This window comes from Pseudomonas sp. RA_5y_Pfl1_P24 (genome assembly GCF_963970945.1).
GTDB classification, from domain to species: Bacteria; Pseudomonadota; Gammaproteobacteria; order Pseudomonadales; family Pseudomonadaceae; genus Aquipseudomonas; species Aquipseudomonas tritici.
The window spans coordinates 80,746-104,455 of record NZ_CAXAOJ010000002.1; the positions used below are offsets into that span (position 1 = coordinate 80,746).

Genomic DNA, 23,710 nt, shown 5'->3' on the forward strand with positions numbered 1-23,710 from the left:
GTCCTTGATTAGTGACTGACGTTATCGACTGCAATGCTTTCGCCGCTGACATCGGCGTAGAACGGCTGGCGCTTGGCGATCAGCCCATACAGCAGCGCTGCAATACCGGCGCCAAACATCCAGGAAAACGGTGAGACGCTGGCGAAACCGGGCAGCAGGGCCAGGAGAATGGCGATCACTGCCGCAGGAACAAATGCCGCCACTGCACGTAAATTGACTCCGCGGCTGTAGTAATAAACACCACGGGGGTCTTCGCTATACAACTGTGGTACGTCCACCTGGGTTTTACGGATCAACCAGTAATCGACCATGATCACCCCGTACAACGGCCCCAGCAGTGCGCCCAGGCCAGACAGGAAATACACGATCACCAGCGGGCTGTTGTAGAGGTTCCACGGCAGGATCAATACGGCCACGGTGGCGCTGATCAACCCGGCGCGACGGAAGTTCAGGTACTTGGGCGCCAGGTTGCTCAGCACAAAGGCGGGCGCGACAAAGTTGGCCATGATGTTCACCGCCACGGTGACGATCAGGAACGCCAGGCAGCCCAGAACCAGAAACACGGTATTAGGGATGGCTGCGATGATCTCGGTCGGGCTTTCGATCACCCGGCCATTGAGCTGGAACTGCCCGCCGCACAGCAGCACCGTGATCGCAGCGAACACCAGAATATTCACCGGCAAGCCCCAGAAGTTGCCGACCTGAATGGTCTTGCGGCACGGCGAAGAGCGGGCGAAGTCGCAGAAGTTGAGAATCAACGTGCCGTAGATTGACAGCCACAGCGCGCCGCCGGCAAAGATATTGCGCCACATCTCGCCACCACTCAGCGGTTCACGGATCGACCAGGCTATATTGCCGCCGACCTGGAAGTACATCCAACCGGCCAACGAGGCTACCGTCAGCAGAATCACCGGCCCGGCGAAGCCTTCATAGCGGCGCACCATTTCCATGCCGTAGGCCAGGATCACCAGTTGCAACAGCCAGATCGCCACAAAACAGGCCCAGCCGAGGGAGGACAGACCGAGGATGGAGTTGTGGTCGTAGTCGGCGAAGCCTGGATGAATGGCTGTCAGCAACACGCGGAAAACCACCGAGGCAAGGTAGGTCTGGATACCGAACCAGGCAATCGCAATCACCGCGCGGATCAACGCCGGAATCTGTGCGCCATGAATGCCGAAACTGATGCGGCTGATCACCGGAAACGGTACGCCGGTCTTCTGCCCCATATAGCCCGACAAGTTCATGAAGAAGTACACCAGCGCCGCACCGATGCCGAGGGACAACAAGATCTGCCAGCCGCCCAGGCCCAATGCATACAAGCCAATGGCGAACGAGTAGTTGGCGATGTTGTGTACGTCGTTGGTCCATAACGCAAAGATGCTGTAGCGCCCCCAACGCCGGCCTTCGACCTTGGTGGGCGCCAGGTCCTTGTTATGTAGGCGCGGGCTGAGTACCAGCGGGCCCGGACGTGTCGCCTCGGGGTTCAGGGAGGAGGGCAGATCCAGTGCGATGTCATTCGAGAGGCTAGTACGCATTCCGGCAGGCTCCGGCACATCAGCAGCCGGGCCGCAGATGGCAAAGTGTATGTAGATTTTGTATTTATTGTATACAAAGCGTATTTCACCTTAAGCCACATACGTGCCAGTTTTCGATCTATGAAAACGACGGATAATTTCCTTTTTGTAGATTTTATAAATAACTCGCTGAATTAAAAGCGATATAAATTGACCGTTTGAACAGCTATTTATTTTTCTATGGGAGAGGGATAGATCACGACGGAAAACAGAAGGCGAGTAGAGGTGTTACGTTATGGTGCGCATCGAGGAGGATTGCACACATAAATGGCACCGATGGTTACATCTATGTGTACATTCTAGAGGTCAACACAAAACAAATGTGGGCGCTAAGGACTTAGGCCTTACTGATGATGTTCCCCGCATGCAACCCACATTCCTTCTGTGTAGCCTCTTCCCACCACCAACGCCCCTCGCGTTCATGCTGGTTCGGCAACACCGGACGCGTGCAAGGTTCGCAACCAATGCTGATGAAACCACGCTCATGCAAGCTGTTATACGGCAGCTCCAGCATGCGGATGTAACCCCAGACTTCCTCACTGGTCATCTGCGCCAGCGGGTTGAACTTGTACAAAGTGCGCTCAGGCGTAGAGAACGCCGTGTCGATTTCCAGTGCAGCCACCTGGCTCCGTGTACCCGGGCTCTGGTCGCGGCGCTGGCCGGTGGCCCAGGCATTTACGCCGGAAAGTTTGCGGCGCAGCGGCTCGATCTTGCGCACGCCGCAGCATTCGCCATGGCCGTCCTTGTAAAAGCTGAACAGGCCCTTCTCTTTGACGAAGGGCTCCAGCTTGCGCTGGTCTGGTGAGATCAACTCGATGTCGATCTTGTAGAAGTCGCGCACCTGCTCGATAAACCGGTAGGTCTGCGGGTGCAGGCGGCCGGTGTCGAGGCTGAACACTTTGACGTTCTTGTTCAGCTTCCAGGCCATGTCTACCAGCACCACGTCCTCGGCGCCGCTGAAGGAAATCCACAGGTCATCACCGAACTGGCTGAACGCCAGCTTGAGAATGTCCTGCGCAGACTTGTTGGCGTAAGTCGCGGCGAGTTCAACGACGTCGAAGGCTTGGTTCATCAGGACGGTTTCCTACAGGTCAGTGGCGCTGAGCGCTCTATAGGGGAGTGATGGTATCAAAATCCGCCCTGCGTTGCGGCGGCGAGCGTGAGTCGCTAGAGTTCGGCAGTCCTTTTGCCCGCTCAATCAACAACATCTAAATGGGAGTGTCTTGTGGAAATTGCCTGCCTTGACCTGGAAGGGGTACTGGTTCCGGAAATCTGGATCGCCTTCGCCGAAAAAACCGGTATTGAATCCCTGCGGGCCACCACCCGGGACATTCCCGACTACGACATGCTGATGAAGCAACGCCTGCGCATCCTCGATGAACACGGGCTCAAGCTCGCCGACATCCAGGAAGTGATCGCCACCCTCAAGCCGCTGGACGGCGCTATCGAGTTCGTCAACTGGCTGCGTGAGCGCTTTCAGGTGGTGATCCTGTCAGACACTTTCTACGAATTCTCCCAGCCGCTGATGCGCCAACTGGGTTTCCCGACCCTGCTCTGCCACCGTCTGATCACCGACGAAACTGACCGCGTGGTGAGTTATCAATTGCGTCAGAAAGACCCCAAGCGCCAGTCGGTATTGGCCTTCAAGAGCCTGTACTACCGCGTGATCGCCGCCGGCGATTCCTACAACGACACCACCATGCTGGGCGAAGCCGACCGTGGGATTCTGTTCCATGCACCGGAGAATGTGATCCGCGAGTTCCCGCAGTTCCCGGCGGTGCATACGTTTGAGGACCTGAAGAACGAGTTCATCAAGGCGTCGAATCGCCCGTTGAGTCTGTAAGTCCTTCGGCGCGGCTGGTGGCCTCTTCGCAGGCAAGCCAGCTCCCACCTTGAACTCGGGGGCGCTGACGCTACAAGCCTTCCAAAGTGTGTAACAACACCCGCACCTTCGTCAGCGACTCCTGATACTCCGCCTCCCATTGCGAGTCCGCCACAATCCCGCCGCCGCCCCAGCAGCAGACCTGCCCCTCCTTGACCAGCAAGCTACGGATGGCGATGGAGCTGTCCATTTCCCCCCTAACATCCAGATACACCAAAGAACCGCAGTACAGCCCGCGTCGAGTAGGCTCCAGCTCGTCGATGATCTGCATCGCACGGATCTTCGGTGCGCCGGTGATGGAGCCTCCGGGAAAGCTGCCCGCGATCAGGTCGAGAGCGTCTTTGTCGTCGGCCAACTCGCCGATAACGCTGCTCACCAGATGGTGGACGTTAGGGTAGCTTTCCAGGCTGAACAGCTCCGGCACGCTCACCGAGCCGGTGCGGCAGGTACGGCCGAGGTCGTTGCGCAGCAGGTCGACGATCATCAGGTTTTCGGCGCGGTCCTTGGGGCTGGCCAGCAGTTCGGCAGCGTTGGCAGCGTCTTCTTCGGGCGTCAGGCCACGGGGGCGGGTGCCTTTGATGGGGCGGGTTTCGACGCGACGCTTGCTGATGTGCACGAAGCGCTCTGGCGACAGGCTCAGTACCGCGCCGTCGTCCGGCAGGCTTTGGAACCCGGAGAACGGTGTCGGGCAGGCTTTACGCAATGCGCAGTAGGCGACCCATGGATCGCCAATGCACGGTGCACGGAAGCGTTGAGCAAAGTTGACCTGGTAACAGTCGCCGGCCTGAATGTAATCCTGGATGCGCGCGATGGCCTGGCGGTAAGCCTCGGCGGTGAGGTCCGGGGCCATGGGGCCTTGAAGTTTGAAGGATGCGGGCGCGTCGATAGCGCGAGTGCTGAATAGCGCAATCAACCGTTGCTGCTCGCTGTCGGCCAGTGCCGGATGAAACACCAACTGGCTGGTCTGCGTGTGGTGATCGCTGATCAGCGCCCAGGCATACAGCCCAAAGCGCGCATCCGGCAGGTGCAGGTCGTCTGTTGCAAGGTGTGGCATCTGCTCAAGGTGCCGACCAAAGTCATAGCTCAGGTAGCCGATCAGGCCTCCGGCAAATGGCAGCTCATACCCGACAGGCAAATCCGCCTCACCCAGCTGCGTGAGATTTTCCCGCAACCGTTGCAGGAAATCGCCACCGCTTTCGTCAGGCGATACCGTCAGCGTCGCTTGCGGCCAAGCGCTGAGAAGGTCATACCGCCCGCGTTCAGCCGCTGGCCGGCCGCTGTCCAGCAGCACGGCACCAGGCGCGTGGCGAATGACCGCGAAATACTCCGCGGGGTTGGCCCGGTAGGGCAGCGGGTGTACGGAACAGGTCGACATGAGGGGCCTTAAAGGCAGTTGCAAGTTTTGAGCTTCAAGCTGCAAGTGTAACAAACACGAGGGCTGTGTCTTGAAGCTTATAGCTTGCAGCTTTTAGCTGGCGAAAGCCCCAATATGCCCAAACATTTCCTGCACGAACTTCACCCGCTCTTCCGGGGTTTCCGTCACGCCGGCTGCTTTCAGTTCTTCCAGTCGCGCTTCCACCGCATGCGTACGCAAGGTTAAACCGCAGTCGTTGGCAATCTGAATATTCAACCCAGGCCGCGCATTCAGTTCCAGGATCAGCGGGCCTTTCTCCTGGTCCAACACCATGTCCACGCCGATGTAACCCAGCCCGCACAGCTCATAGCAGCCGGCTGCGAGCTTCATGAAACCGTCCCAGTTGGGCAGTTGCACGCCATCCACCGCGTTGGTGGTATCGGGGTGTTTGGTGATGATGGTGTTCAGCCAGGTGCCGCGCAGGGTCAAGCCGGTGGCGAGATCGACGCCGACGCCAATCGCGCCCTGGTGCAGGTTGGCCTTGCCGCCCGACTGGCGGGTCGGCAAGCGCAGCATGGCCATCACCGGGTAACCCATCAATACGATGATGCGAATGTCCGGCACACCTTCATAGCTGATGCTCTTGAAGATCTGGTCAGGCACCACGCGGTATTCGATCAGCGCGCGATCACGGTGGCCGCCCAATGAGTACAGGCCGGTGAGGATGCTGGAAATCTGATGTTCGATCTCCTCATGGCTGATGATCTTGCCGGACACCGTGCGATAGCGCCCTTCAAAGCGGTCCGCCACCACCAGGATGCCGTCGCCGCCGGCGCCCTGGGCCGGCTTGATCACGAAGTCGCTGCGCCCGCCGATGATCTCGTTGAGCTTGTCGATTTCCTTCTCGGTGGAGATCACCCCGTACATTTCCGGCACATGGATGCCGGCCGCCAGCGCGCGTTCCTTGGTGATGATCTTGTCATCCACAATCGGGTACAGGCTGCGCTTGTTGTACTTGAGCACGTAGTCGGCGTTACGCCGGTTGATGCCCATGATCCCCCGCGCTTCCAGCGCCTTCCAGGTCTTCCAGAATCCGAACATTACTGATCTGCCTTCAAGAAGGCCTTGAATCGCACCAGCTCGGTCAAGCGGTAGCCGCGATACCGACCCATGGCCAGCATGAAGCCCACCAAAATCAGCAGGATGGCCGGGAAGGTGAACACAAAGTAGATCAGCTCCGGCACGCTCATGATCAAGTGCGCGAGGGATGCGGCGAACAGCGTACCAATCGCCACTTTCAGCGCATGGTTGGCGCCGCGTTCTTCCCAGGTGATGGACAAACGTTCGATGGTCATGGTCAAAATCACCATCGGGAACAGCGCCACCGACAGCCCACGCTCCAGCCCCAGTTTATGGCTGAACAGGCTGATGGCCGCGATCAGCACCACCACAAAGGTCAACACCACCGACAACCTCGGCAGCATCTGCAGCTTCAAGTGCTCCAGGTACGATCTGAGCGACAAACCCAGCGCCGTGATAATCGTAAACAGCACAATCCCGAAGCCCAGCTGCGTCTCGCGGAACGCCAGGGCGATCAGCACCGGGGTGAACGTTCCCAGGGTCTGCAGGCCGATCAGGTTGCGCAGGATTAAAATCACCAACACGCCGATCGGGATCATCACCATGATCATGAAGGTCTGCTGGGTTTGCAGCGGCAGGCCGTACAGCGAGTATTCGAGGAAGTTGGCGTCGGTGTTCTCGTCGGTCAGCTTGGCCAGGCGAATCGCGTTCATTTCGCTGTTGTTCAGGCTGAAGGTCACCATGGCCTTCTTGCCGCCATCGACGGTGATCAGGTTTTCATCGCCGGTCCACCACTGCAAGCGGTCGGCGGGCAGGCCTTGTTCGCCGGTTTCCGGGTTGAAGTACAACCATTCATTGCCGTTGAAGCTGCGCAGCCACAGTTCCGGGCTTTGCGGCTGGTCGGCGACCAGGCGGATGGTGTGGACTTTTTCCACCGGCACGTGGGCAATGGACAGCAGCAATTCGACGATCTTGGCTTTGTGCGGCGTCGACGGATCGCCCGCGAGCAGCAGTTTCACATTGTCGTCGTTGAGGTTGTTGGTGCGCTTGATGGCTTCAGTAATAAAGGTCTCGACGTCGGCCGAGTGCTGGCGGATCGGCGCAAGCAGGGCTTCGGCGGCGATCTTCTCCGGGCCTTCCACCGCGATGCTGTCGCGGAAGGTGGGGCCCTTGACCTTGACCTTTTCGCCGCTGTAGCGCTTGGTCAGGACCAGGCGGTAATACAGGGTCTGGTTGCCCTTGGCGCGGCGTGCCGACCAGGTGACCTTGCGGTTGCCGTCGGTGCGGTTGACGCTCACGCCGTAATTATTCGAGATGAAACTCTCGTTGAGGCTGACGAAGTCGCGGCTCAAGGGCGGTACGAACATCTGGATTTTCACGGGATCTTTCGGGTTGGCGACGAACTCGACCTTGGCGTCGATGTTCCACAAGTCGTCGGTGGCGTCTTCGGTAACGGGGATCCCCAGCACGAAGATCTGATAGGTGGTGACTGAGATACCCAACACCACCAGGATGGCGATCAGGATTTTCAGGTGCAGGGTCAGAGAGCGCATTCGTTTTACTCGGCGGTATGAGCGTCGGCGGCGCAAGCGGGCTTGCCCGCTGCGTATTTAAGACTGGGGTCGACCAGCGCATCAAAGCGTTTCAGCGCTTCGGAGCCAATCAGCAGCGGGTATTGGAATGCGCTGCGGTCAGTCAAGTTCACTTCGATGCTGCGTAAAGCAGTGCCCATGCAGATGTCCAGGGTAATCACCGGACGGGCGGTGTAGTTTTTGTCCTCATCGGGGTCGTAGTCACCGGCACGGCGCTTGATCTTGCTGACGCGGGCCAGGGGGCGTTCGATGGGGTGGGAATGGGCGGTGTCGATGGCCAGGTAGAAGCGAACCCAGGATTCGCCATTGCGCTTGAAGCGCTTGATGTCGCGGGCGCTGAGGGACGCGGTCTTGGCACCGGTGTCCAGTTTGGCGGCGACTTCCAGATTGATGCCGGCCAATTGGGCGTATTCGTTGAGGCCATACACGGTCTTCTCGGCAGCGGCGCCAAGGCCTGGCATGAACAATAGGCAGAACAGGGGTAAGGGCTTGAGTCTCATAAATCCTGAGGCGGTGCAGTGCGATGTTTGATTCAAGGCGACTGGCATTACTGCGCAAGCTCCCTCGTGCGCCGTTTCATCTAGCGATGTCAGGCAAATACCGCGAGCATTCTAGCATGATGCTTTTTTGGCGCCAGCGCTGGCAGGCGGCCATGCCCTGCACGAGTTTAGCAGCGGTTATTAGACGATTGTCGACAATGTTGATTTATTCTTTGACTATCTTGGTCTGATTGGCTAGTTTTTGTGGCATTGCTTTTAAAGGTGTCGACAATATGCTGGATCAGCTGGAATCCCCAGTGATGGCGCAAGACGATTCCCAGACCATGTCCGAGAACGTCTTCCGGCGTATCCAGGCCGCCATCGTCAAGGGTGAGATCGCCCCGGGCAGCAAGATCTCCGAGCCAGAACTGGCACGCACCTACGGCATCAGCCGTGGCCCGCTGCGTGAGGCGATCCATCGCTTGGAAGGCCAGCGCCTGCTGGTGCGTGTGCCTCACGTCGGCGCGAGGGTGGTGTCGTTGAGCCATGCCGAGCTGATCGAACTCTATGAAATCCGCGAATCTCTCGAAGGCATGGCCTGTCGCCTGGCCGCCGAGCGCATGACCGATGCGGAAATCGAAGAACTGCGCCAGGTGTTGCACACCCACGAACGCGATGAAGCGTTCCAGGCCGGCCTCGGTTATTACCAGCAGGAAGGCGACTTCGACTTTCATTACCGGATCATTCAAGGCGCCGGCAACCGCACCCTGACCCAAATGCTCTGCGGCGAGCTGTACCAACTGGTGCGCATGTACCGCATCCAGTTTTCCGCCACTCCCAATCGTCCACGCCAGGCCTTTGCCGAGCACCACCGCATTCTTGACGCGATTGCCGATCGCGACGGTGAACTGGCCGAACTGTTGATGCGCCGGCACATCGGCGCTTCCAAACGCAACGTTGCCCGTCATTTCCCAGGCGGTGCTACTGATAGAGGTGAGTCATGAGTTCTAACAATAAAAGCACCCCCGGCCAGCGTTTCCGTGACGCCGTCGCCAGTGAGCACCCCTTGCAGGTGGTCGGCGCGATCAACGCCAACCACGCGCTGCTGGCCAAGCGCGCCGGTTTCAAGGCGATCTACCTGTCGGGTGGCGGGGTGGCTGCCGGCTCCCTCGGCGTGCCGGACCTGGGCATCACCGGCCTGGATGACGTACTCACCGACGTACGCCGCATTACGGATGTGTGTGACCTGCCGCTGCTGGTGGACGTGGACACCGGTTTCGGCTCCTCGGCGTTCAACGTGGCGCGTACCGTCAAGTCGATGATCAAGTTTGGCGCGGCTGCCATCCATATCGAAGACCAGGTCGGCGCCAAGCGCTGCGGCCATCGCCCGAACAAAGAAATTGTGTCGCAGCAGGAAATGGTCGACCGCATCAAGGCCGCCGTGGATGCGCGCACCGATGACAGCTTTGTGATCATGGCGCGCACCGATGCCCTGGCCGTCGAGGGTTTGGAATCCGCCCTGGAACGCGCCGCCGCCTGCATCGAAGCTGGCGCCGACATGGTGTTTCCGGAGGCCATTACCGAATTGGAGATGTACAAGCTGTTCGCCTCCCGCGTGAAAGCGCCGATCCTGGCCAACATCACCGAGTTTGGCGCCACACCGCTGTACACCACCGAACAGTTGAAATCTGCTGATGTTTCCATCGTGCTGTACCCGCTCTCGGCGTTCCGCGCCATGAACAAGGCCGCCGAAAACGTCTACACCGCGATCCGTCGCGACGGCACCCAACAGAATGTGATCGACACCATGCAAACCCGCATGGAGCTTTACGATCGCATCGACTACCACACCTTCGAGCAGAAGCTCGACGCGCTGTTCGCAGCCAAGAAGTAACGAACGGCCTCCCTAATAAATTCAAGATTGGAGAAAGAACATGGCTGAAGCAAAAGTACTCAGTGGCGCCGGCCTGCGTGGCCAGGTGGCCGGGCAGACCGCACTGTCCACCGTCGGCCAAGCGGGCGCCGGCCTGACCTATCGCGGCTACGACGTGCGTGAACTGGCCGCCGATGCGCAGTTTGAAGAAGTCGCCTACCTGCTGCTGTACGGCGAACTGCCGACCCAGGCCGAGCTGGCGGACTACCGCAAAAAGCTGGGCAAGCTGCGCGACCTGCCCCAAGCGCTCAAGGAAGTGCTGGAACGCATTCCTGCCGACGCCCACCCGATGGACGTGATGCGCACCGGTTGCTCGTTCCTTGGCAATATCGAGCCGGAGAAAGACTTCAGCGTGCAGCGCGACGTCACCGATCGTCTGTTGGCGGCCTTCCCGGCGATCATGTGCTACTGGTATCGCTTCAGCCACGACGGCAAGCGTATCGACTGCGTGACCGACGAGCCGACCATCGGCGGCCATTTCCTGCATCTGTTGCACGGCGAAAAACCGAGCGAGTTGCACGAGAAAGTCATGAACGTGTCGCTGATTCTCTACGCCGAGCACGAATTCAACGCTTCGACCTTCACCGCCCGCGTGTGTGCGTCGACCCTGTCCGATCTCTATTCCTGCGTTACCGCCGCCATCGGTTCCCTGCGCGGTCCGCTGCATGGCGGCGCCAACGAAGCGGCGATGGAGATGATCGAGCGATTCTCGTCGGCTGAAGAAGCCGTCGAAGGCACGCTCGGCATGCTGGCGCGCAAGGATAAGATCATGGGCTTTGGCCACGCGATCTACAAAGACAACGACCCGCGCAATGGAGTGATCAAGGGCTGGTCGAAAAAACTCGCTGACGAGGTGGGTGACAAGGTGTTGTTCCCGGTCTCCGAAGCCATCGACAAAACCATGTGGGAACAGAAGAAGCTGTTTCCCAACGCCGATTTCTACCATGCCTCGGCGTATCACTTCATGGGCATCCCGACCAAGTTGTTCACCCCGATCTTCGTGTGCTCGCGCCTGACTGGCTGGGCCGCGCATGTCTTCGAGCAGCGCGCCAACAACCGCATCATCCGTCCAAGCGCCGAATACACCGGCGTTGAGCAGCGCAAGTTCGTGCCAATCGAACGTCGCTGAATGAAGAGACCGGCGTCTTGAAGTGGTCACCGAATCCAATGTGGGAGCGGGCTTGCTCGCTCCCACATTGGATCGCATTTCACATCAAATCCGCGTCGTCTTTTCCTTTTGTATCTACCGTGACCGAGCCTTGACGATGAACACTGAATTCCGCAAAGCACTCCCCGGCAGCCGCCTCGATTTCTTCGACGCCCGCGCGGCTGTCGAGGCAATCACCCCCGGCGCCTACGCCACCTTGCCCTACACCTCCCGCGTCCTCGCAGAAAACCTGGTGCGTCGTTGCGACCCGGCCACCCTCAACGCGTCCCTGAGCCAACTGATCGAACGCAAGCGCGACCTCGACTTCCCGTGGTTCCCGGCGCGCGTGGTGTGCCACGACATTCTCGGCCAGACCGCCTTGGTCGACCTCGCCGGCTTGCGCGATGCCATCGCCCTGCAAGGCGGTGACCCGGCGCAGGTCAATCCGGTGGTGCCGACCCAACTGATCGTCGACCATTCCCTGGCCGTCGAAGCCGGTGGTTTTGACCCGGACGCGTTCGAGAAAAACCGCGCCATCGAAGACCGTCGCAACGAAGACCGTTTCCACTTTATCGAGTGGACCAAGAAGGCCTTCAAGAACGTCGACGTGATCCCGCCAGGCAACGGCATCATGCACCAGATCAACCTGGAGAAAATGTCCCCGGTGATTCAGGTGCGTGACGGTGTTGCATTCCCCGACACCTGCGTTGGCACCGACAGCCACACCCCGCACGTAGACGCACTGGGTGTGATCGCCATCGGCGTCGGTGGTCTGGAAGCCGAAAGCGTGATGCTCGGTCGCGCCTCGTGGATGCGCCTGCCGGAAAGTGTCGGCGTGGAGCTGACGGGCAAGCTGCAACCCGGCATCACCGCCACCGATATGGTGCTGGCGCTGACCGAGTTCCTGCGTAAGCAAAAAGTGGTCGGCGCGTGGCTGGAGTTTTTCGGCGAGGGCGCCTCAAACCTCACCCTCGGCGACCGTGCGACCATCTCCAACATGGCACCGGAATACGGCGCCACCGCGGCGATGTTCTACATCGATCAACAGACCATCGCTTACCTCAAGCTTACTGGCCGCGAAGACGAACAAGTCACCTTGGTTGAGCAATACGCCCGCCACACTGGCCTGTGGGCCGATGACCTCAAAGGCGCGCAATACGAGCGTGGCCTCACCTTCGACCTGTCCAGCGTTGTGCGCAACATGGCCGGCCCGAGCAACCCGCACGCTCGTGTCGCTACCCGTGACCTGGCGGCCAAAGGTATCTCTGGCCAGTGGGAAGAAGTGCCGGGGCAAATGCCGGACGGCGCGGTAATCATCGCCGCCATCACCAGTTGCACCAACACCAGCAACCCGCGCAACGTCATTGCCGCAGGCCTCTTGGCGCGCAACGCCAACAAACTGGGGCTGGTGCGCAAACCGTGGGTCAAATCGTCCCTGGCTCCCGGTTCGAAAACCGTGGCGATGTACCTCGACGAAGCCGGCTTGACCACTGAATTGGAGCAGCTTGGTTTTGGTGTCGTGGCCTTCGCCTGCACCACCTGCAACGGTATGTCCGGCGCACTCGACCCGGTGATCCAGCAGGAAATCATCGACCGCGACTTGTACGCGACCGCCGTGCTCTCGGGCAACCGCAACTTCGACGGGCGTATTCACCCGTACGCCAAGCAAGCGTTCCTGGCCTCGCCGCCGCTGGTAGTGGCTTACGCGATTGCCGGCACTATCCGTTTCGATATCGAGAAGGACGTGCTCGGCCTCGACGCCAACGGCAAGGACATCCGCCTGCAGGACATCTGGCCGAGCGACGAAGAGATCGACGCGGTGGTCAAGGCCTCGGTCAAGCCGGAGCAGTTCCGCAAGGTCTACATTCCGATGTTCGCGATCCACGAAGACACCGGCCCGAAAGTCGCGCCGCTGTATGACTGGCGCCCGCAGAGCACCTATATCCGCCGTCCGCCGTATTGGGAAGGCGCGCTGGCCGGCGCGCGCCCGCTCAAGGGCATGCGCCCGCTGGCGGTGCTGCCGGACAACATCACCACTGACCACCTGTCGCCGTCCAACGCAATCATGCTCGACAGCGCCGCCGGCGAATACCTGGCGAAAATGGGCTTGCCGGAAGTCGACTTCAACTCTTACGCGACGCATCGTGGCGACCACTTGACTGCGCAGCGCGCGACTTTTGCCAACCCGAAACTGTTCAACGAAATGGTTGTTGAGAACGGCAAGGTCAAGCAGGGATCTCTGGCGCGCATCGAGCCGGAAGGCCAGGTCACGCGGATGTGGGAAGCCATCGAAACCTACATGGAGCGCAAGCAGCCGCTGATCATCATCGCCGGCGCCGACTACGGCCAGGGCTCGTCCCGCGACTGGGCGGCCAAGGGCGTGCGACTGGCCGGTGTGGAAGCGATTGCCGCCGAGGGCTTCGAGCGTATCCACCGCACCAACCTGGTGGGCATGGGCGTGTTGCCGCTGGAGTTCCTGCCGGGCACGGATCGCCATACGCTGAAGATCGACGGCAGCGAGACCTACGACGTGGTCGGTGCGCGCACCCCGCGTGCCACGCTGACATTGGTGATCAACCGCAAGAATGGCGAACGTGTCGAAGTGCCGGTGACCTGCCGCCTGGACACCGCCGAAGAAGTGTCGATCTACGAGGCGGGCGGCGTGTTGCAGCGTTTTGCCCAGGACTTCCTGGAATCGGCGGCGACCGCCTGAGGGGTAACCATGGCACACGTAGCGCAAATCAAGATCCCCGCCACCTACATGCGTGGCGGCACCAGCAAGGGTGTATTTTTCAGCCTCCAGGACCTGCCCGAAGCGGCGCAGGTACCGGGCGCTGCGCGGGATGCCCTGTTGCTGCGGGTGATCGGTAGCCCCGATCCCTATGACAAGCAGATCGACGGTATGGGCGGTGCCACGTCCAGCACCAGCAAAACCGTGATCCTGGCCAAAAGCACCCGCGCTGAGCATGACGTGGACTACCTGTTCGGCCAGGTCTCCATCGACAAACCCTTCGTCGACTGGAGCGGCAACTGCGGCAACCTGTCGGCGGCAGTCGGCGCCTTCGCCATCAGCGCCGGTTTGGTTGACTCCGCCCGCGTGCCCCGTAACGGCGTGGCCGTGGTGCGCGTGTGGCAGGCGAATATCGGCAAGACCATCATCGCCCACGTGCCGATCACCGACGGCGCTGTGCAGGAAACCGGCGACTTCGAACTGGACGGCGTGACCTTCCCGGCAGCCGAGGTGCAGTTGGAGTTCATGGACCCGGCGGCGGACGAGGAGGGCGGTGGTGGCTCGATGTTCCCCACTGGCAACCTGGTGGATGACCTGGAAGTACCCGGTGTCGGCACCTTCAAGGCGACGCTGATCAATGCCGGCATCCCGACGATTTTCATCAACGCTGAAGACCTCGGCTACACCGGTACCGAACTGCAAGGCGCAATCAACAGCGATCCGAAAGCGTTGGCCATGTTCGAAACCGTGCGGGCCTACGGCGCGTTGCGCATGGGCCTGATCAAACACCTGGACGAAGCCGCGCAGCGCCAGCACACGCCGAAGCTGGCGTTTGTGGCCAAGCCTGCGGATTACGTGGCCTCCAGCGCAAAGACGATCAAGGCCGACGATGTGGACTTGCTGGTGCGTGCGCTGTCCATGGGCAAGCTGCACCACGCGATGATGGGCACGGCGGCGGTGGCGATTGGCACCGCGGCGGCCATTTCCGGGACCTTGGTCAACCTCGCAGCCGGTGGTATCGAGCGTAACGCCGTGCGGTTTGGGCATCCGTCCGGCACCTTGCGTGTCGGGGCCGAAGCCACTCAAGTGAACGGCGAATGGATTGTTAAGAAAGCCATCATGAGCCGTAGCGCACGGGTGCTGATGGAAGGCTTTGTACGCGTGCCTGGAGACGCGTTCTAACCCCCAACACAGACCCCACAGGGTAAGTGGTGCATTACGCATATAGGCAGGCAACCAGACCGGCCGCAACCCGATCAACCGTGACCCCGAGGACTACCCCCCAACCATTTTTTGGAGCACTGCCATGAGCGCCAACGTCGACCAGAACAACCGCCCCGACTACGACCAGGTCCTGCAGGACATCGCCGACTATGTCCTCAACTACCGGATCGACTCGCAGGACGCATTGGACACAGCCCGCCACTGCTTGATGGACACATTAGGTTGCGGCCTGCTGGCCTTGCGCTTCCCCGAGTGCACCAAGCACCTGGGGCCGATCGTCGAGGGCACGGTGGTGCCGTTTGGCGCGCGGGTGCCGGGGACGTCGTTCCGGCTGGACCCGGTCAAGGCGGCGTGGGACATCGGTTGCATCGTGCGTTGGCTCGACTACAACGACACCTGGCTCGCCGCCGAATGGGGTCACCCTTCGGATAACCTCGGCGGCATCCTCGCCGTCGCCGATCACCTGTCGCAAAAACGCGTGGCCAATGGCGACGCACCGCTGACAGTTCGCACCGTGCTGGAAGCGATGATCATGGCCCACGAAATCCAGGGCGTGATTGCCCTGGAAAACTCGTTCAACCGCGTCGGCCTAGACCATGTGCTGTTGGTAAAAGTCGCCTCCACGGCCGTCACCGCCAAGCTGATGGGCGCCAACCGGGAGCAGTTGCTTGCGGCGTTGTCCCATGCGTTTGTCGATGGGCAGGCGTTGCGCACTTATCGGCATGCGCCGAACGCCGGGTCGCGCAAATCCTGGGCGGCAGGGGATGCGTCGAGTCGGGGTGTGCGGCTGGCGCATATCGCGTTGCGTGGCGAGATGGGTATTCCCAGCGTATTGAGCGCGCCGCAGTGGGGGTTCTACGACGTGCTGTTCAGCCACACCAACAAGGACCTGATGCTCAAGCCGGAGGACAACCGCGCGTTCAGCCTGTCCCAGCCCTACGGCACTTATGTGATGGAGAACGTGCTGTTCAAGATCAGCTTCCCGGCAGAGTTCCACGCGCAAACGGCCTGTGAGGCGGCGGTGACCTTGCATCCATTGGTGAAAGATCGCCTGCATGAAATCGAGCGTATCGTTATTACCACCCATGAGTCGGCGATTCGCATTATCTCCAAGGTCGGCCAACTGGCGAATGCAGCGGACCGTGACCATTGCCTGCAATACATGACTGCGGTGCCGCTGGCCTTCGGCAATCTGGTGGCCGAGCAGTACGAAGATGAATTCCACGCCGCGCATCCAATTATCGATCAGTTGCGGCAAAAAATGGTCATTGTCGAAGACCCGCGCTACAGCCGTGAATACCTGGAGGCCGACAAGCGCTCCATCGCCAACGCCGTTCAGGTGTTCTTCACGGATGGCAGCAGCACTGAGCAGGTGGCGGTTGAGTACCCGATTGGGCATCGCCGGCGCCGAGTGGATGGCATTCCCTTGCTGGAAGACAAGTTCAAGGCCAACCTGGCTACGCGGTTTACTGCACAGCGCTGTGGCGAGATTGTTGCGTTGTGCAAGGACCAGGCGCGGCTTGAGGCGATGCCCGTGAATCGGTTCGTGGACCTGTTCGTGATCTGATTGGCACTACGTATTCATCGGTGGAAACCCTATCAGTGATCTTTATTGTCAGTGCTATCAAGTCAGGGCCAGAGGTCATTCGAACCGTAAAATAACTCGGCGGTTGTGCTTGCTCTTCTTCTCGATCTTCTCGCAAAACACCCGGCCGATTTCTTCGGTGTTGGTCACATGCGTGCCCCCACACGGCTGGATATCGATACCGGCAATTTCAATCACCCGGACCGAGCCCTGAATCACCGGCGGAGCCACCGCCTGGGTGCGGGTGATCTGCAGCAAGGTGGCGTACTCCGAGGCCGGCATCGACAGGGTTTTCACCGCGTGAGCCTGTTCAATCAGCGCATTGAGGTCGCGGGTGATGGTGTCTTTATCGAGGGTCATTTCCGGCAGGTCGAAATCCAGGCGCCCCTTGTCCGCGCTGATGCTGCATCCCGTTACCGGTGCGTCGATGATCGAGCACAACAGGTGCAGGCAGGTGTGCATTTTCATGTGCTGGTAACGGCGATCCCAATCGAGTCCGGCGTCCACCTGCACCCCGGCGACCAGTTGCTCGGGGCAGTATTCCACCTGATGCCAGATGATCGAGCGCAGCACCGGGTCGCGCACCGTGCCCGTCACTTCGACCCGCGTACCGTCCGCCAGTGTGAGGTGGCCGGTGTCGCCTGGCTGCCCGCCACCCGTGGGATAGAACAGCGTGTGCTCGAGGGCAATGCCGTGTTCGCTGACGGCAATCACCCGTGCGCTGAAAGCATTCTGGTAGGGCGCGCTGTCGAACAGCGCCAGGGTTTCCATGGTGTGCACAGACATGTTCAACCTCGTACGATCAGTGGGCTGGCTTGCAGCAGGGAACGCACCATTGCACTCAAGCCAGGAGGTGAGAGCAGGGTTATTTCAAATTCGGGGCCGCAGACCTTCAGGTTCAGTGGCAAGCGCGGCAATGGGTTGCCCGACTCCACCCGGTGCAACCGGAACTGCAGGTGGTGACGCTCTTTTACCGTGGGCTCCAGCATTAGGCCCTGCAAGGGGTGAAAGTCGGCGTCCAGCACCGTCACCTTGTGGCTGGCATTGATCTCGCCAACCACATGTAACCGCTCATCCAGGGCGAAGGCGCCGAGGTAGTTGCTGTGGTCCGACTCATCGTTCTTTTGCAGTTGGATCTGGTTCACCACCTTCACTTTGGTGCCAGCGGGAACGTCCTGCGTGATCACGCAGGATGGGCTGATAAATACGTTGTCACCGATCAGTACATAGCCCAGCACGCGGGCGCCGGAGCCGACTTCGACGTTATTGCCCAGGCGCGGGTGGCGCTTGCCGTCGGGGTTGTTGGCGATGCCACGGGCGCCCAGGGTGACGCCGCAGAGGATGTAGCAGTCGTTGCCAATCTCGCAGGTTTCGCCGATCACCGTGCCGTAGCCGTGGTCCAGCACGAAGCGTCGGCCGATCCGCGCTGCCGGGTGAATCTCGGCGCCGGAGAGCACTTTGCCCTGGTTACTGAGCTTGAGCGCGATGCGGGAAAACATCCCGTTGGTCTGGTCGGGAAAGTTCCACACCAAGTGTGCCAGCCGGTAATACAGCACCGCCTTGAACGAAGCGTAGGACTCCAGGATCAGCTCGCCACGCCCACGTGATGCCGGATCGCGGTAGGCGTAGGCGATCAGGTCCTCGGCCACTGCCTGGGCGGCATTCTGGATCAACGGTGCCAGGTGCGGTTCCAGCTGTTTCATTTGCACGGGTGTGAGGGTCTTGATGAGGTGAGTGATCAACTCATCGTGCAACTGTTGCATGTCGATAAAGCCGCCCATAGAGGCACCCCCGCGTTCTGGATGGTTGGAAAACCGATTATTCGAAACTCGGCAGGTAGCTGTCGGCATTGTCGTAGACCATGGTCAACACCACCGTTTCGGGCGGCAGTTCGGGGGCAAGCTTGGCGATGGCCACCATGCTGGCGGCGGAAGACAGGCCCAGGCTGATGGCGTCGGTGCGCATGATGCGTTTCATCATGTCGATGCATTCCTGACGCGAGACCTTGAGCATGCCGTCGATCACGCCCAGGTTGAGGATGCTTGGTATCAGGCCAATCGACAGGCCCTGGATGTGGTGCGGCGCGTGCTGGTTTTTCAGCAGGTCACATTCTTCCGGTTCCACGCCCATGACGCGAAGGGCTGGCCAGGCAGCTTTCAGGGTTTCGCCGATGCCGGTGATATGCCCACCGGTGCCGATGCCGCTGACAAAATAGTCTGCGCGTTGCTCGCCAAAGGCGCGGAGGATTTCTGGTGCAGTGGTGTCGCGATGAGTCTGTGGGTTAGCGCCGTTGCGCTGCTGGTTGAGCATCACATAGCTGGGGTTTTCCAGCTGCAGCTCCATGCACTTTTCGCCGTGGGAGTTGTTACCCAGGCGACTGTCCGACAGCACCACCTTGGCTCCGTACAAACGCAGCAACTTCTGTTTTTCGGGGCTGTAGTTGTCGGGGATCACCAGCACGACTTTGTAGCCCAGCACATTGCCGGCCATTACCAGGCCAATGCCGGTATTGCCGCCGCTGGGCTCGATGATGGTTTGCCCGGAGTCGCGGATCAGCACACCCCGGCGCTCGGCGTCGAGGATCATGCCCAACGCGATGCGCGCCTTGTGGCTGCCGCCCGGGTTTAGGGATTCCAGCTTGGCGTAGACCTCGACGCCGAGGTCTTCGGAAAACTGCGCCAGGCGCACGATTGGCGTATGGCCGATCACGTCGAGAATGGAGTTATGCAACATCAGTCAGCCCCCGGCTCAGTACAAAGGCATGTCGGGTTCGACGTCGCGAACCCAGTGTTTCATGCCGCCTTGCAGGACTTTGGTGTTAGCGAAGCCGGCTGCCAGCAAGGTACTGGCGGCTTGTTCGGCCCGGGTTCCGGCGTAGCAGATCAAATAGTGGGTGTTGTCCCGACTGAGGCTGTCGAGGTGCCCGTCCAGTTCGGCGAGGGGGATATGCACCACGCCCGGCAATTTGCACACTTCCAGTTCGCTGGCGTCACGCACGTCCACCAGTACGTCGGCGCTGCGCGGGTGGTCGAGCAGTTGCTTGAGCACGCGGGGCTTGATATAGCGTTCTTCGGCCAGTGAAGGCTTGTTCGGCACTGCGTCGGCGCAGACCGTTGGAGTGTGGGCCTGGCTGTGGCGCAGTTCCGAGCAGCACGGGCAATCAGCGCGGCGCTTGAAGCGGATCTCGCTGAACTTCATCGCCAGCGCATCAAAACGCATCAAGCGGCCGGACAAAGGCTCGCCAATGCCGATCAATAGCTTGATGGCCTCGGTCGCCTGGATCATCCCAACCACGCCGGGCAGTACGCCGATCACGCCCCCGGCGCTGCAATTGGGGGCCAGTTCGGCCGGCGGCGCGCTGGGGAACAGGCAGCGGTAGCACGGGCCGCCTTTGTAGTTGAGCACGCTGATCTGCCCGTCGAAGCGGTAGATGGCGCCGTACACCAAGGGCTTGCCGAGTTGCACGCAGGCGTCGTTGACCAAATAGCGGGTGTCGAAATTGTCGGTGCCGTCGATCACCAGGTCGTAGGCGCCCACCAGTTCCAGGGCGTTGTCGGCATTCAGGGCGGTGTCGTGGGCATTGATCTGGATATGACTGTTGAGGTCTTGCAGGCGCTGCTTGGCGGATTCGACCTTTGGCATACCCAATGTGCTGTTGCCGTGGACGATCTGGCGTTGCAGGTTGCTGCTTTCCACCACATCGAAGTCCACCAGCCCCAGGGTGCCGATGCCGGCGGCTGCCAGGTACAGGCTGATCGGCGAACCCAGGCCACCGGTGCCGATAATCAGCACCTTGGCTTTCTTGAGGTTCAACTGACCTTCGCGACCGACACCCGGTAGGGTGATGTGGCGCACATAGCGCTGTACTTCCTCGTTGCTCAAAGCGTCGACGTCGATGCCGCCCGACGTGGCGAGCAGTACTTCGATTCTGGCTTTTTCAGGCAGCCGTTCATCGGCACCAATCAGCTCCTCCTCAGCGGTAAACAGGAAGTGTTCCTTGAGCTGGTTGTTCTTCTCGTGAAACAGGTGCGGACGCAATTGCGGGTGGCTGCCGCAGAGGTTTTCAATGACTTCGCGCAATGTCGATCCGGTGCCCTCGAGGGTCGATTCCGGCAGCTTGGCCACGCGAACCAGAATGTCAGGGAAAGAGACAGCGTTCATGGACAACTCCGTGTGCAGGTCGTTGAAAGGTTTAAGGGCGAAATGCTTGCCATCCCAGGCAAACAGCTTGGAGCCCAGGGCCTGGCCCTGGCGAACGTCTACCACCAGGTAGCTGACGGGGTAGATCGGCTCGCCCATGAACAGCGCCTTGTCCTGGTCTTCGTCGCTGAAATAGGCACCCACATCCGGATGGGAGTGGTAGATCACCACCACCGGGTTGTCGCTGCGAAACGCCTTGTTCATCAGCAGGGTGTCGGCCACCGAAAACGTGTAGCCATTGGCCGCGCTGCGCGGGTACATCTCGGGGTTCTTGCGGTGCAGCTCATTCTGGATATTGTTGCCCAGGTACACGCTGCCGTCGGCGAAGACAAAACCACAGCATTCCTCGGGGTAGCTGCGGCTGGCGTGGGCGTAAATCTGTTCCAGGGCTTTTGGGCGGAGGACGTCCATGTTTCTCTCGCGTTGCTCATGTTGATGGGAAAGGAGGGTCAATTTTTCTTGGCCATGAGTTTCTCGATGGGCAATTTGGTGATCGCAAAGCCGGCCAGCAGAATGGCCGAATACAGCATCAGGTCGCGGGAAATCGCCAAGCCTTCGTACCAGGCGCCGATGATCACCGCGAACACCGGAAAGATGATGAACACGAACGACAGGATGATCGGGCTCAAGCGCTTGAGCAGCATGAAGTACACGATGAACCCACCCACTGAAGCCACCAGCCCCAGGTAGAACAGGGCACTCCAGGAGCGCAGGGTGATGTCTTCGAATGTCGGTGTTTCAAACCACAGCCCGGCGACGAACAGCATCATCCCGGCAATGCCGATGGGCAGAGTGTTGTAGGTGATAACGCTGATGGCGCTGCCTTTTTGCTTGGTAATCACGTAGCACAAGGCATGCATGATTGCCGCGGTCAGGATCGCCAGGACGCCAAAGAACTCCGCGTGGTCCAGGTGCAGGCCCTGGCTCTTGATGATCATGTAGAGGCTGCCGAAGCCGATACCGATGCCGACCACCTGGGAAAAGTAGATACGTTCGCGCAGGAACAGCGCGGAGAAAATCAGGATGAATACCGGCATGCAGCTGAATAACAAAGCGGTGAGGCCGGACGAGACATGCATCTCGCCGTAGTTGAGCAGGTAGTAGGGCACGCTGAAGTAGGACAAGGTCACGAACACGAAGAACCAGCGGCTCTCACGTGGAAACAGGATCGGCTCGCGACGCACCATGGCAAAACACAGGAACAGCGGGAAGGCGATGAGGAAGCGCAAACCGGCGGAGGTCAGTGGCGGAACGCTCTCCACGGCAATCTTGATCCCCAGCCAGGTTGTGCCCCAGCTCAGGCACACGATCAGGAACATCACGCTGGTGACCAAGCCGGCCAACCACTGTTTTTGGGGTTTTGTCTTGGCAGTGTTTTCGAGAACGGCGGACATTGGCATCGTTTATTGCTTCCCTGAGCCGGAATTGAACTCTATATTGAGCGTGTAATGAGTTGTAAAATTCGGCGATTGAACCCGTAAAAGCACACTATTAGGGCGAAAGATGGCTGTCAAAACAAATATTGACATGGTGTCAATTATGCGTGAGGGGTTGTCCAGCGGGCAGGGCGTGAAGTACAAGCGCCTGTCCGATGTCATGGAACGGGGCATCCTCGAAGGCTTGATTGAGCCGGGACGAAAACTGCCGCCCCATCGGGTGCTTTCCGACAATCTTGGCGTCACCATCGGCACTATCAGCCGCGCTTACGGCGAGCTGGAACGTCTGGGGTTGGTTGTCGCGCGGGTCGGTGACGGCACGTTCGTGCGCAAGCGTGGGATGGAGCGCCAGCGCGATGAAGGTTTTCGCAACTTCAGCGAAGAGCCGCGCCAGTTTTTCGACATGAGCCGCAACATGCACATCCCAGGGCAGGAAACGCTGTTTCTGGCCCAGAGCTTCCAAACCCTGTCGACCAACGCCAAGTTTCTCCAGGATATCAGTGCCTACACCCCGGACGCCGGCCTGCCGCGCTACCGCGAAGCCGGTGCGCAGTGGCTGGTGCAGCGTGATTTTCATCCGATCCCCGAGCAAGTCATCTGCGTCAACGGCGGCCAGCATGGCTTGCTGTGCTCGATGATGGCGCTGTTGCGGGCCGGCGATACGGTGGTCACCGAACAGCTGACTTACCCCGGTTTGATCACCGCCGCGCGCATGCTGGGTATCCGGTTGATCGGCCTGGAAATGGATGAAGAAGGTGTGCTGCCGAGCGCGCTGGATGAAGTCTGTCGTAATCACCGGGTCTCAGCGCTGTATTGCACGCCGACGATCCAGAACCCGACCACCGCGGTGCTCTCGGTGGCGCGTCGCGAAGCCTTGGTCAGGGTGTGTCGCGAACACAACCTGCTGATTCTTGAGGATGAAGCCCACGGTGTGCTGGTCGAAGACCGACCACCGCCCCTCAGCCATTTCGCCCCCGAGCGTACGATTTTGATCAGTAGCCTGAGCAAGGCGGTGTCGGCCGGGCTACGTGTGGGCTATGTGCATGCGCCGCCGGCGTTGGTCAGCCGTATTTCGGCGGCGCTGCGTTCGACCTGCTGGATGGCCACGCCTGTCACCCTTGAGCTGGCCACCCAGTGGATCGAGAACGGCACGGCGCAATACCTGTTGCGCCAGCAGATCAATGAGATCAGCCGCCGTAAGGCGCTGGTACGCGATCTTCTGGCGGGCCTGGAATACCGCACCCACCTCAACAGCCCGCATTTCTGGATTGAAGTGCCGGAGCCGTGGCGTGCGTCGGAAATCGAGGCGGAGCTCAGGCAGAACAACTACTTGATTGCTACGGCCGAGGCGTTTGCCGTGGGGCAGACGGCGGTGCCGCAATTTATTCGGGCGAGTATCTGTAATACGTCGGGGAATGATCAGTTGTTGCGGGCGGGGTTTGATGCGTTGGCCACCGCGCTGGGGCAGGGGGGAGGAAGGTTTCAGCTATAAG

General features: G+C 60.1%; 19 protein-coding genes. 8 read left to right on the top strand and 11 right to left on the bottom strand.

All coding sequences use genetic code 11. The annotated features are described in order from the left end of the window. Positions 1-8 precede the first annotated feature (8 nt). Entirely contained in the window at positions 9-1,535 is a 1,527-nt protein-coding gene (locus tag AACY30_RS02955; RefSeq protein ID WP_339467854.1) for an NCS1 family nucleobase:cation symporter-1, read from the bottom strand. Positions 1,536-1,911: 376 nt separating this feature from the next. Further along, complete coding sequence (locus tag AACY30_RS02960; protein ID WP_339436458.1) at positions 1,912-2,646, bottom strand: phosphoadenylyl-sulfate reductase; 735 nt, start codon at positions 2,644-2,646, stop codon at positions 1,912-1,914. Between the two features lie 153 nt (positions 2,647-2,799). Here AACY30_RS02960 and thrH point away from each other — a divergent pair, with 153 nt between their 5' ends. After that, on the top strand, positions 2,800-3,417 hold the full coding sequence (thrH, locus tag AACY30_RS02965) for a bifunctional phosphoserine phosphatase/homoserine phosphotransferase ThrH (RefSeq protein ID WP_339539668.1): 618 nt from the start codon (positions 2,800-2,802) through the stop codon (positions 3,415-3,417). A 70-nt stretch (positions 3,418-3,487) separates the two neighbouring features. Here the strand turns inward: thrH and pabB are convergent, their stop codons facing one another. From pabB to rloA, 4 genes are all read right to left on the bottom strand, one after another. Beyond that, positions 3,488-4,831 carry an aminodeoxychorismate synthase component I gene (pabB, locus tag AACY30_RS02970; protein ID WP_339539670.1) on the bottom strand — a complete coding sequence of 448 codons (1,344 nt, stop codon included), beginning with the start codon at positions 4,829-4,831 and terminating at the stop codon, positions 3,488-3,490. A 93-nt stretch (positions 4,832-4,924) separates the two neighbouring features. Continuing rightward, complete coding sequence (locus tag AACY30_RS02975; RefSeq protein WP_339418837.1) at positions 4,925-5,911, bottom strand: alpha-L-glutamate ligase-like protein; 987 nt, start codon at positions 5,909-5,911, stop codon at positions 4,925-4,927. Beyond that, positions 5,911-7,443, bottom strand: a complete 1,533-nt coding sequence (gene rloB / locus AACY30_RS02980) for an osmotic stress tolerance membrane protein RloB (RefSeq protein ID WP_339467856.1) — start codon at positions 7,441-7,443, stop codon at positions 5,911-5,913. Before rloB ends, AACY30_RS02975 begins: the two co-directional genes overlap by 1 nt. 5 nt (positions 7,444-7,448) lie before the next feature. Next, positions 7,449-7,982 carry a retropepsin-like aspartic peptidase RloA gene (gene rloA, locus AACY30_RS02985; protein ID WP_339467858.1) on the bottom strand — a complete coding sequence of 178 codons (534 nt, stop codon included), beginning with the start codon at positions 7,980-7,982 and terminating at the stop codon, positions 7,449-7,451. Positions 7,983-8,254: 272 nt separating this feature from the next. Between rloA and AACY30_RS02990 the strand changes: the two genes are divergently transcribed. From AACY30_RS02990 to prpD, 6 genes are all read left to right on the top strand, one after another. Next, entirely contained in the window at positions 8,255-8,965 is a 711-nt protein-coding gene (locus AACY30_RS02990; protein WP_339539673.1) for a GntR family transcriptional regulator, read from the top strand. Next, a complete protein-coding gene (gene prpB, locus AACY30_RS02995; protein WP_025854214.1) occupies positions 8,962-9,855 on the top strand; it encodes a methylisocitrate lyase in 894 nt (297 codons plus the stop codon). The genes AACY30_RS02990 and prpB overlap by 4 nt, the downstream gene beginning before the upstream one ends. 40 nt (positions 9,856-9,895) lie before the next feature. After that, positions 9,896-11,023, top strand: a complete 1,128-nt coding sequence (gene prpC, locus AACY30_RS03000; RefSeq protein WP_339539675.1) for a bifunctional 2-methylcitrate synthase/citrate synthase — start codon at positions 9,896-9,898, stop codon at positions 11,021-11,023. 136 nt (positions 11,024-11,159) lie between these two features. Beyond that, positions 11,160-13,754 (top strand): Fe/S-dependent 2-methylisocitrate dehydratase AcnD, encoded by a 2,595-nt coding sequence (gene acnD / locus AACY30_RS03005; RefSeq protein ID WP_339467864.1) that lies wholly within the window; start codon positions 11,160-11,162, stop codon positions 13,752-13,754. Positions 13,755-13,763: 9 nt separating this feature from the next. Next, the gene (prpF, locus tag AACY30_RS03010) at positions 13,764-14,954 is read left to right on the top strand and encodes a 2-methylaconitate cis-trans isomerase PrpF (RefSeq protein ID WP_339467866.1); all 1,191 of its coding nucleotides are present in this window, start codon (positions 13,764-13,766) and stop codon (positions 14,952-14,954) included. A gap of 124 nt (positions 14,955-15,078) precedes the next feature. Then, the gene (gene prpD, locus AACY30_RS03015) at positions 15,079-16,563 is read left to right on the top strand and encodes a 2-methylcitrate dehydratase (RefSeq protein ID WP_339467868.1); all 1,485 of its coding nucleotides are present in this window, start codon (positions 15,079-15,081) and stop codon (positions 16,561-16,563) included. A gap of 75 nt (positions 16,564-16,638) precedes the next feature. Here the strand turns inward: prpD and AACY30_RS03020 are convergent, their stop codons facing one another. Genes AACY30_RS03020 through AACY30_RS03040 form a run of 5 tightly spaced genes read right to left on the bottom strand, consistent with a single transcriptional unit; the run spans position 16,639 to position 22,124 of the window. Further along, positions 16,639-17,367: an alanyl-tRNA editing protein gene (locus tag AACY30_RS03020; protein ID WP_339427932.1), complete on the bottom strand. Its 729-nt coding sequence runs from the start codon at positions 17,365-17,367 to the stop codon at positions 16,639-16,641. A 2-nt stretch (positions 17,368-17,369) separates the two neighbouring features. After that, on the bottom strand, positions 17,370-18,362 hold the full coding sequence (locus AACY30_RS03025) for a serine O-acetyltransferase (RefSeq protein ID WP_339418827.1): 993 nt from the start codon (positions 18,360-18,362) through the stop codon (positions 17,370-17,372). A gap of 37 nt (positions 18,363-18,399) precedes the next feature. Continuing rightward, positions 18,400-19,314: a PLP-dependent cysteine synthase family protein gene (locus tag AACY30_RS03030; RefSeq protein ID WP_339427934.1), complete on the bottom strand. Its 915-nt coding sequence runs from the start codon at positions 19,312-19,314 to the stop codon at positions 18,400-18,402. A gap of 15 nt (positions 19,315-19,329) precedes the next feature. Further along, positions 19,330-21,192 carry a molybdopterin-synthase adenylyltransferase MoeB gene (gene moeB, locus AACY30_RS03035; RefSeq protein WP_339467874.1) on the bottom strand — a complete coding sequence of 621 codons (1,863 nt, stop codon included), beginning with the start codon at positions 21,190-21,192 and terminating at the stop codon, positions 19,330-19,332. Between the two features lie 38 nt (positions 21,193-21,230). Further along, a complete protein-coding gene (locus tag AACY30_RS03040; protein WP_175403055.1) occupies positions 21,231-22,124 on the bottom strand; it encodes a DMT family transporter in 894 nt (297 codons plus the stop codon). A 160-nt stretch (positions 22,125-22,284) separates the two neighbouring features. Here AACY30_RS03040 and AACY30_RS03045 point away from each other — a divergent pair, with 160 nt between their 5' ends. Further along, on the top strand, positions 22,285-23,709 hold the full coding sequence (locus AACY30_RS03045) for an aminotransferase-like domain-containing protein (protein ID WP_339467876.1): 1,425 nt from the start codon (positions 22,285-22,287) through the stop codon (positions 23,707-23,709). Position 23,710: the final 1 nt, after the last annotated feature.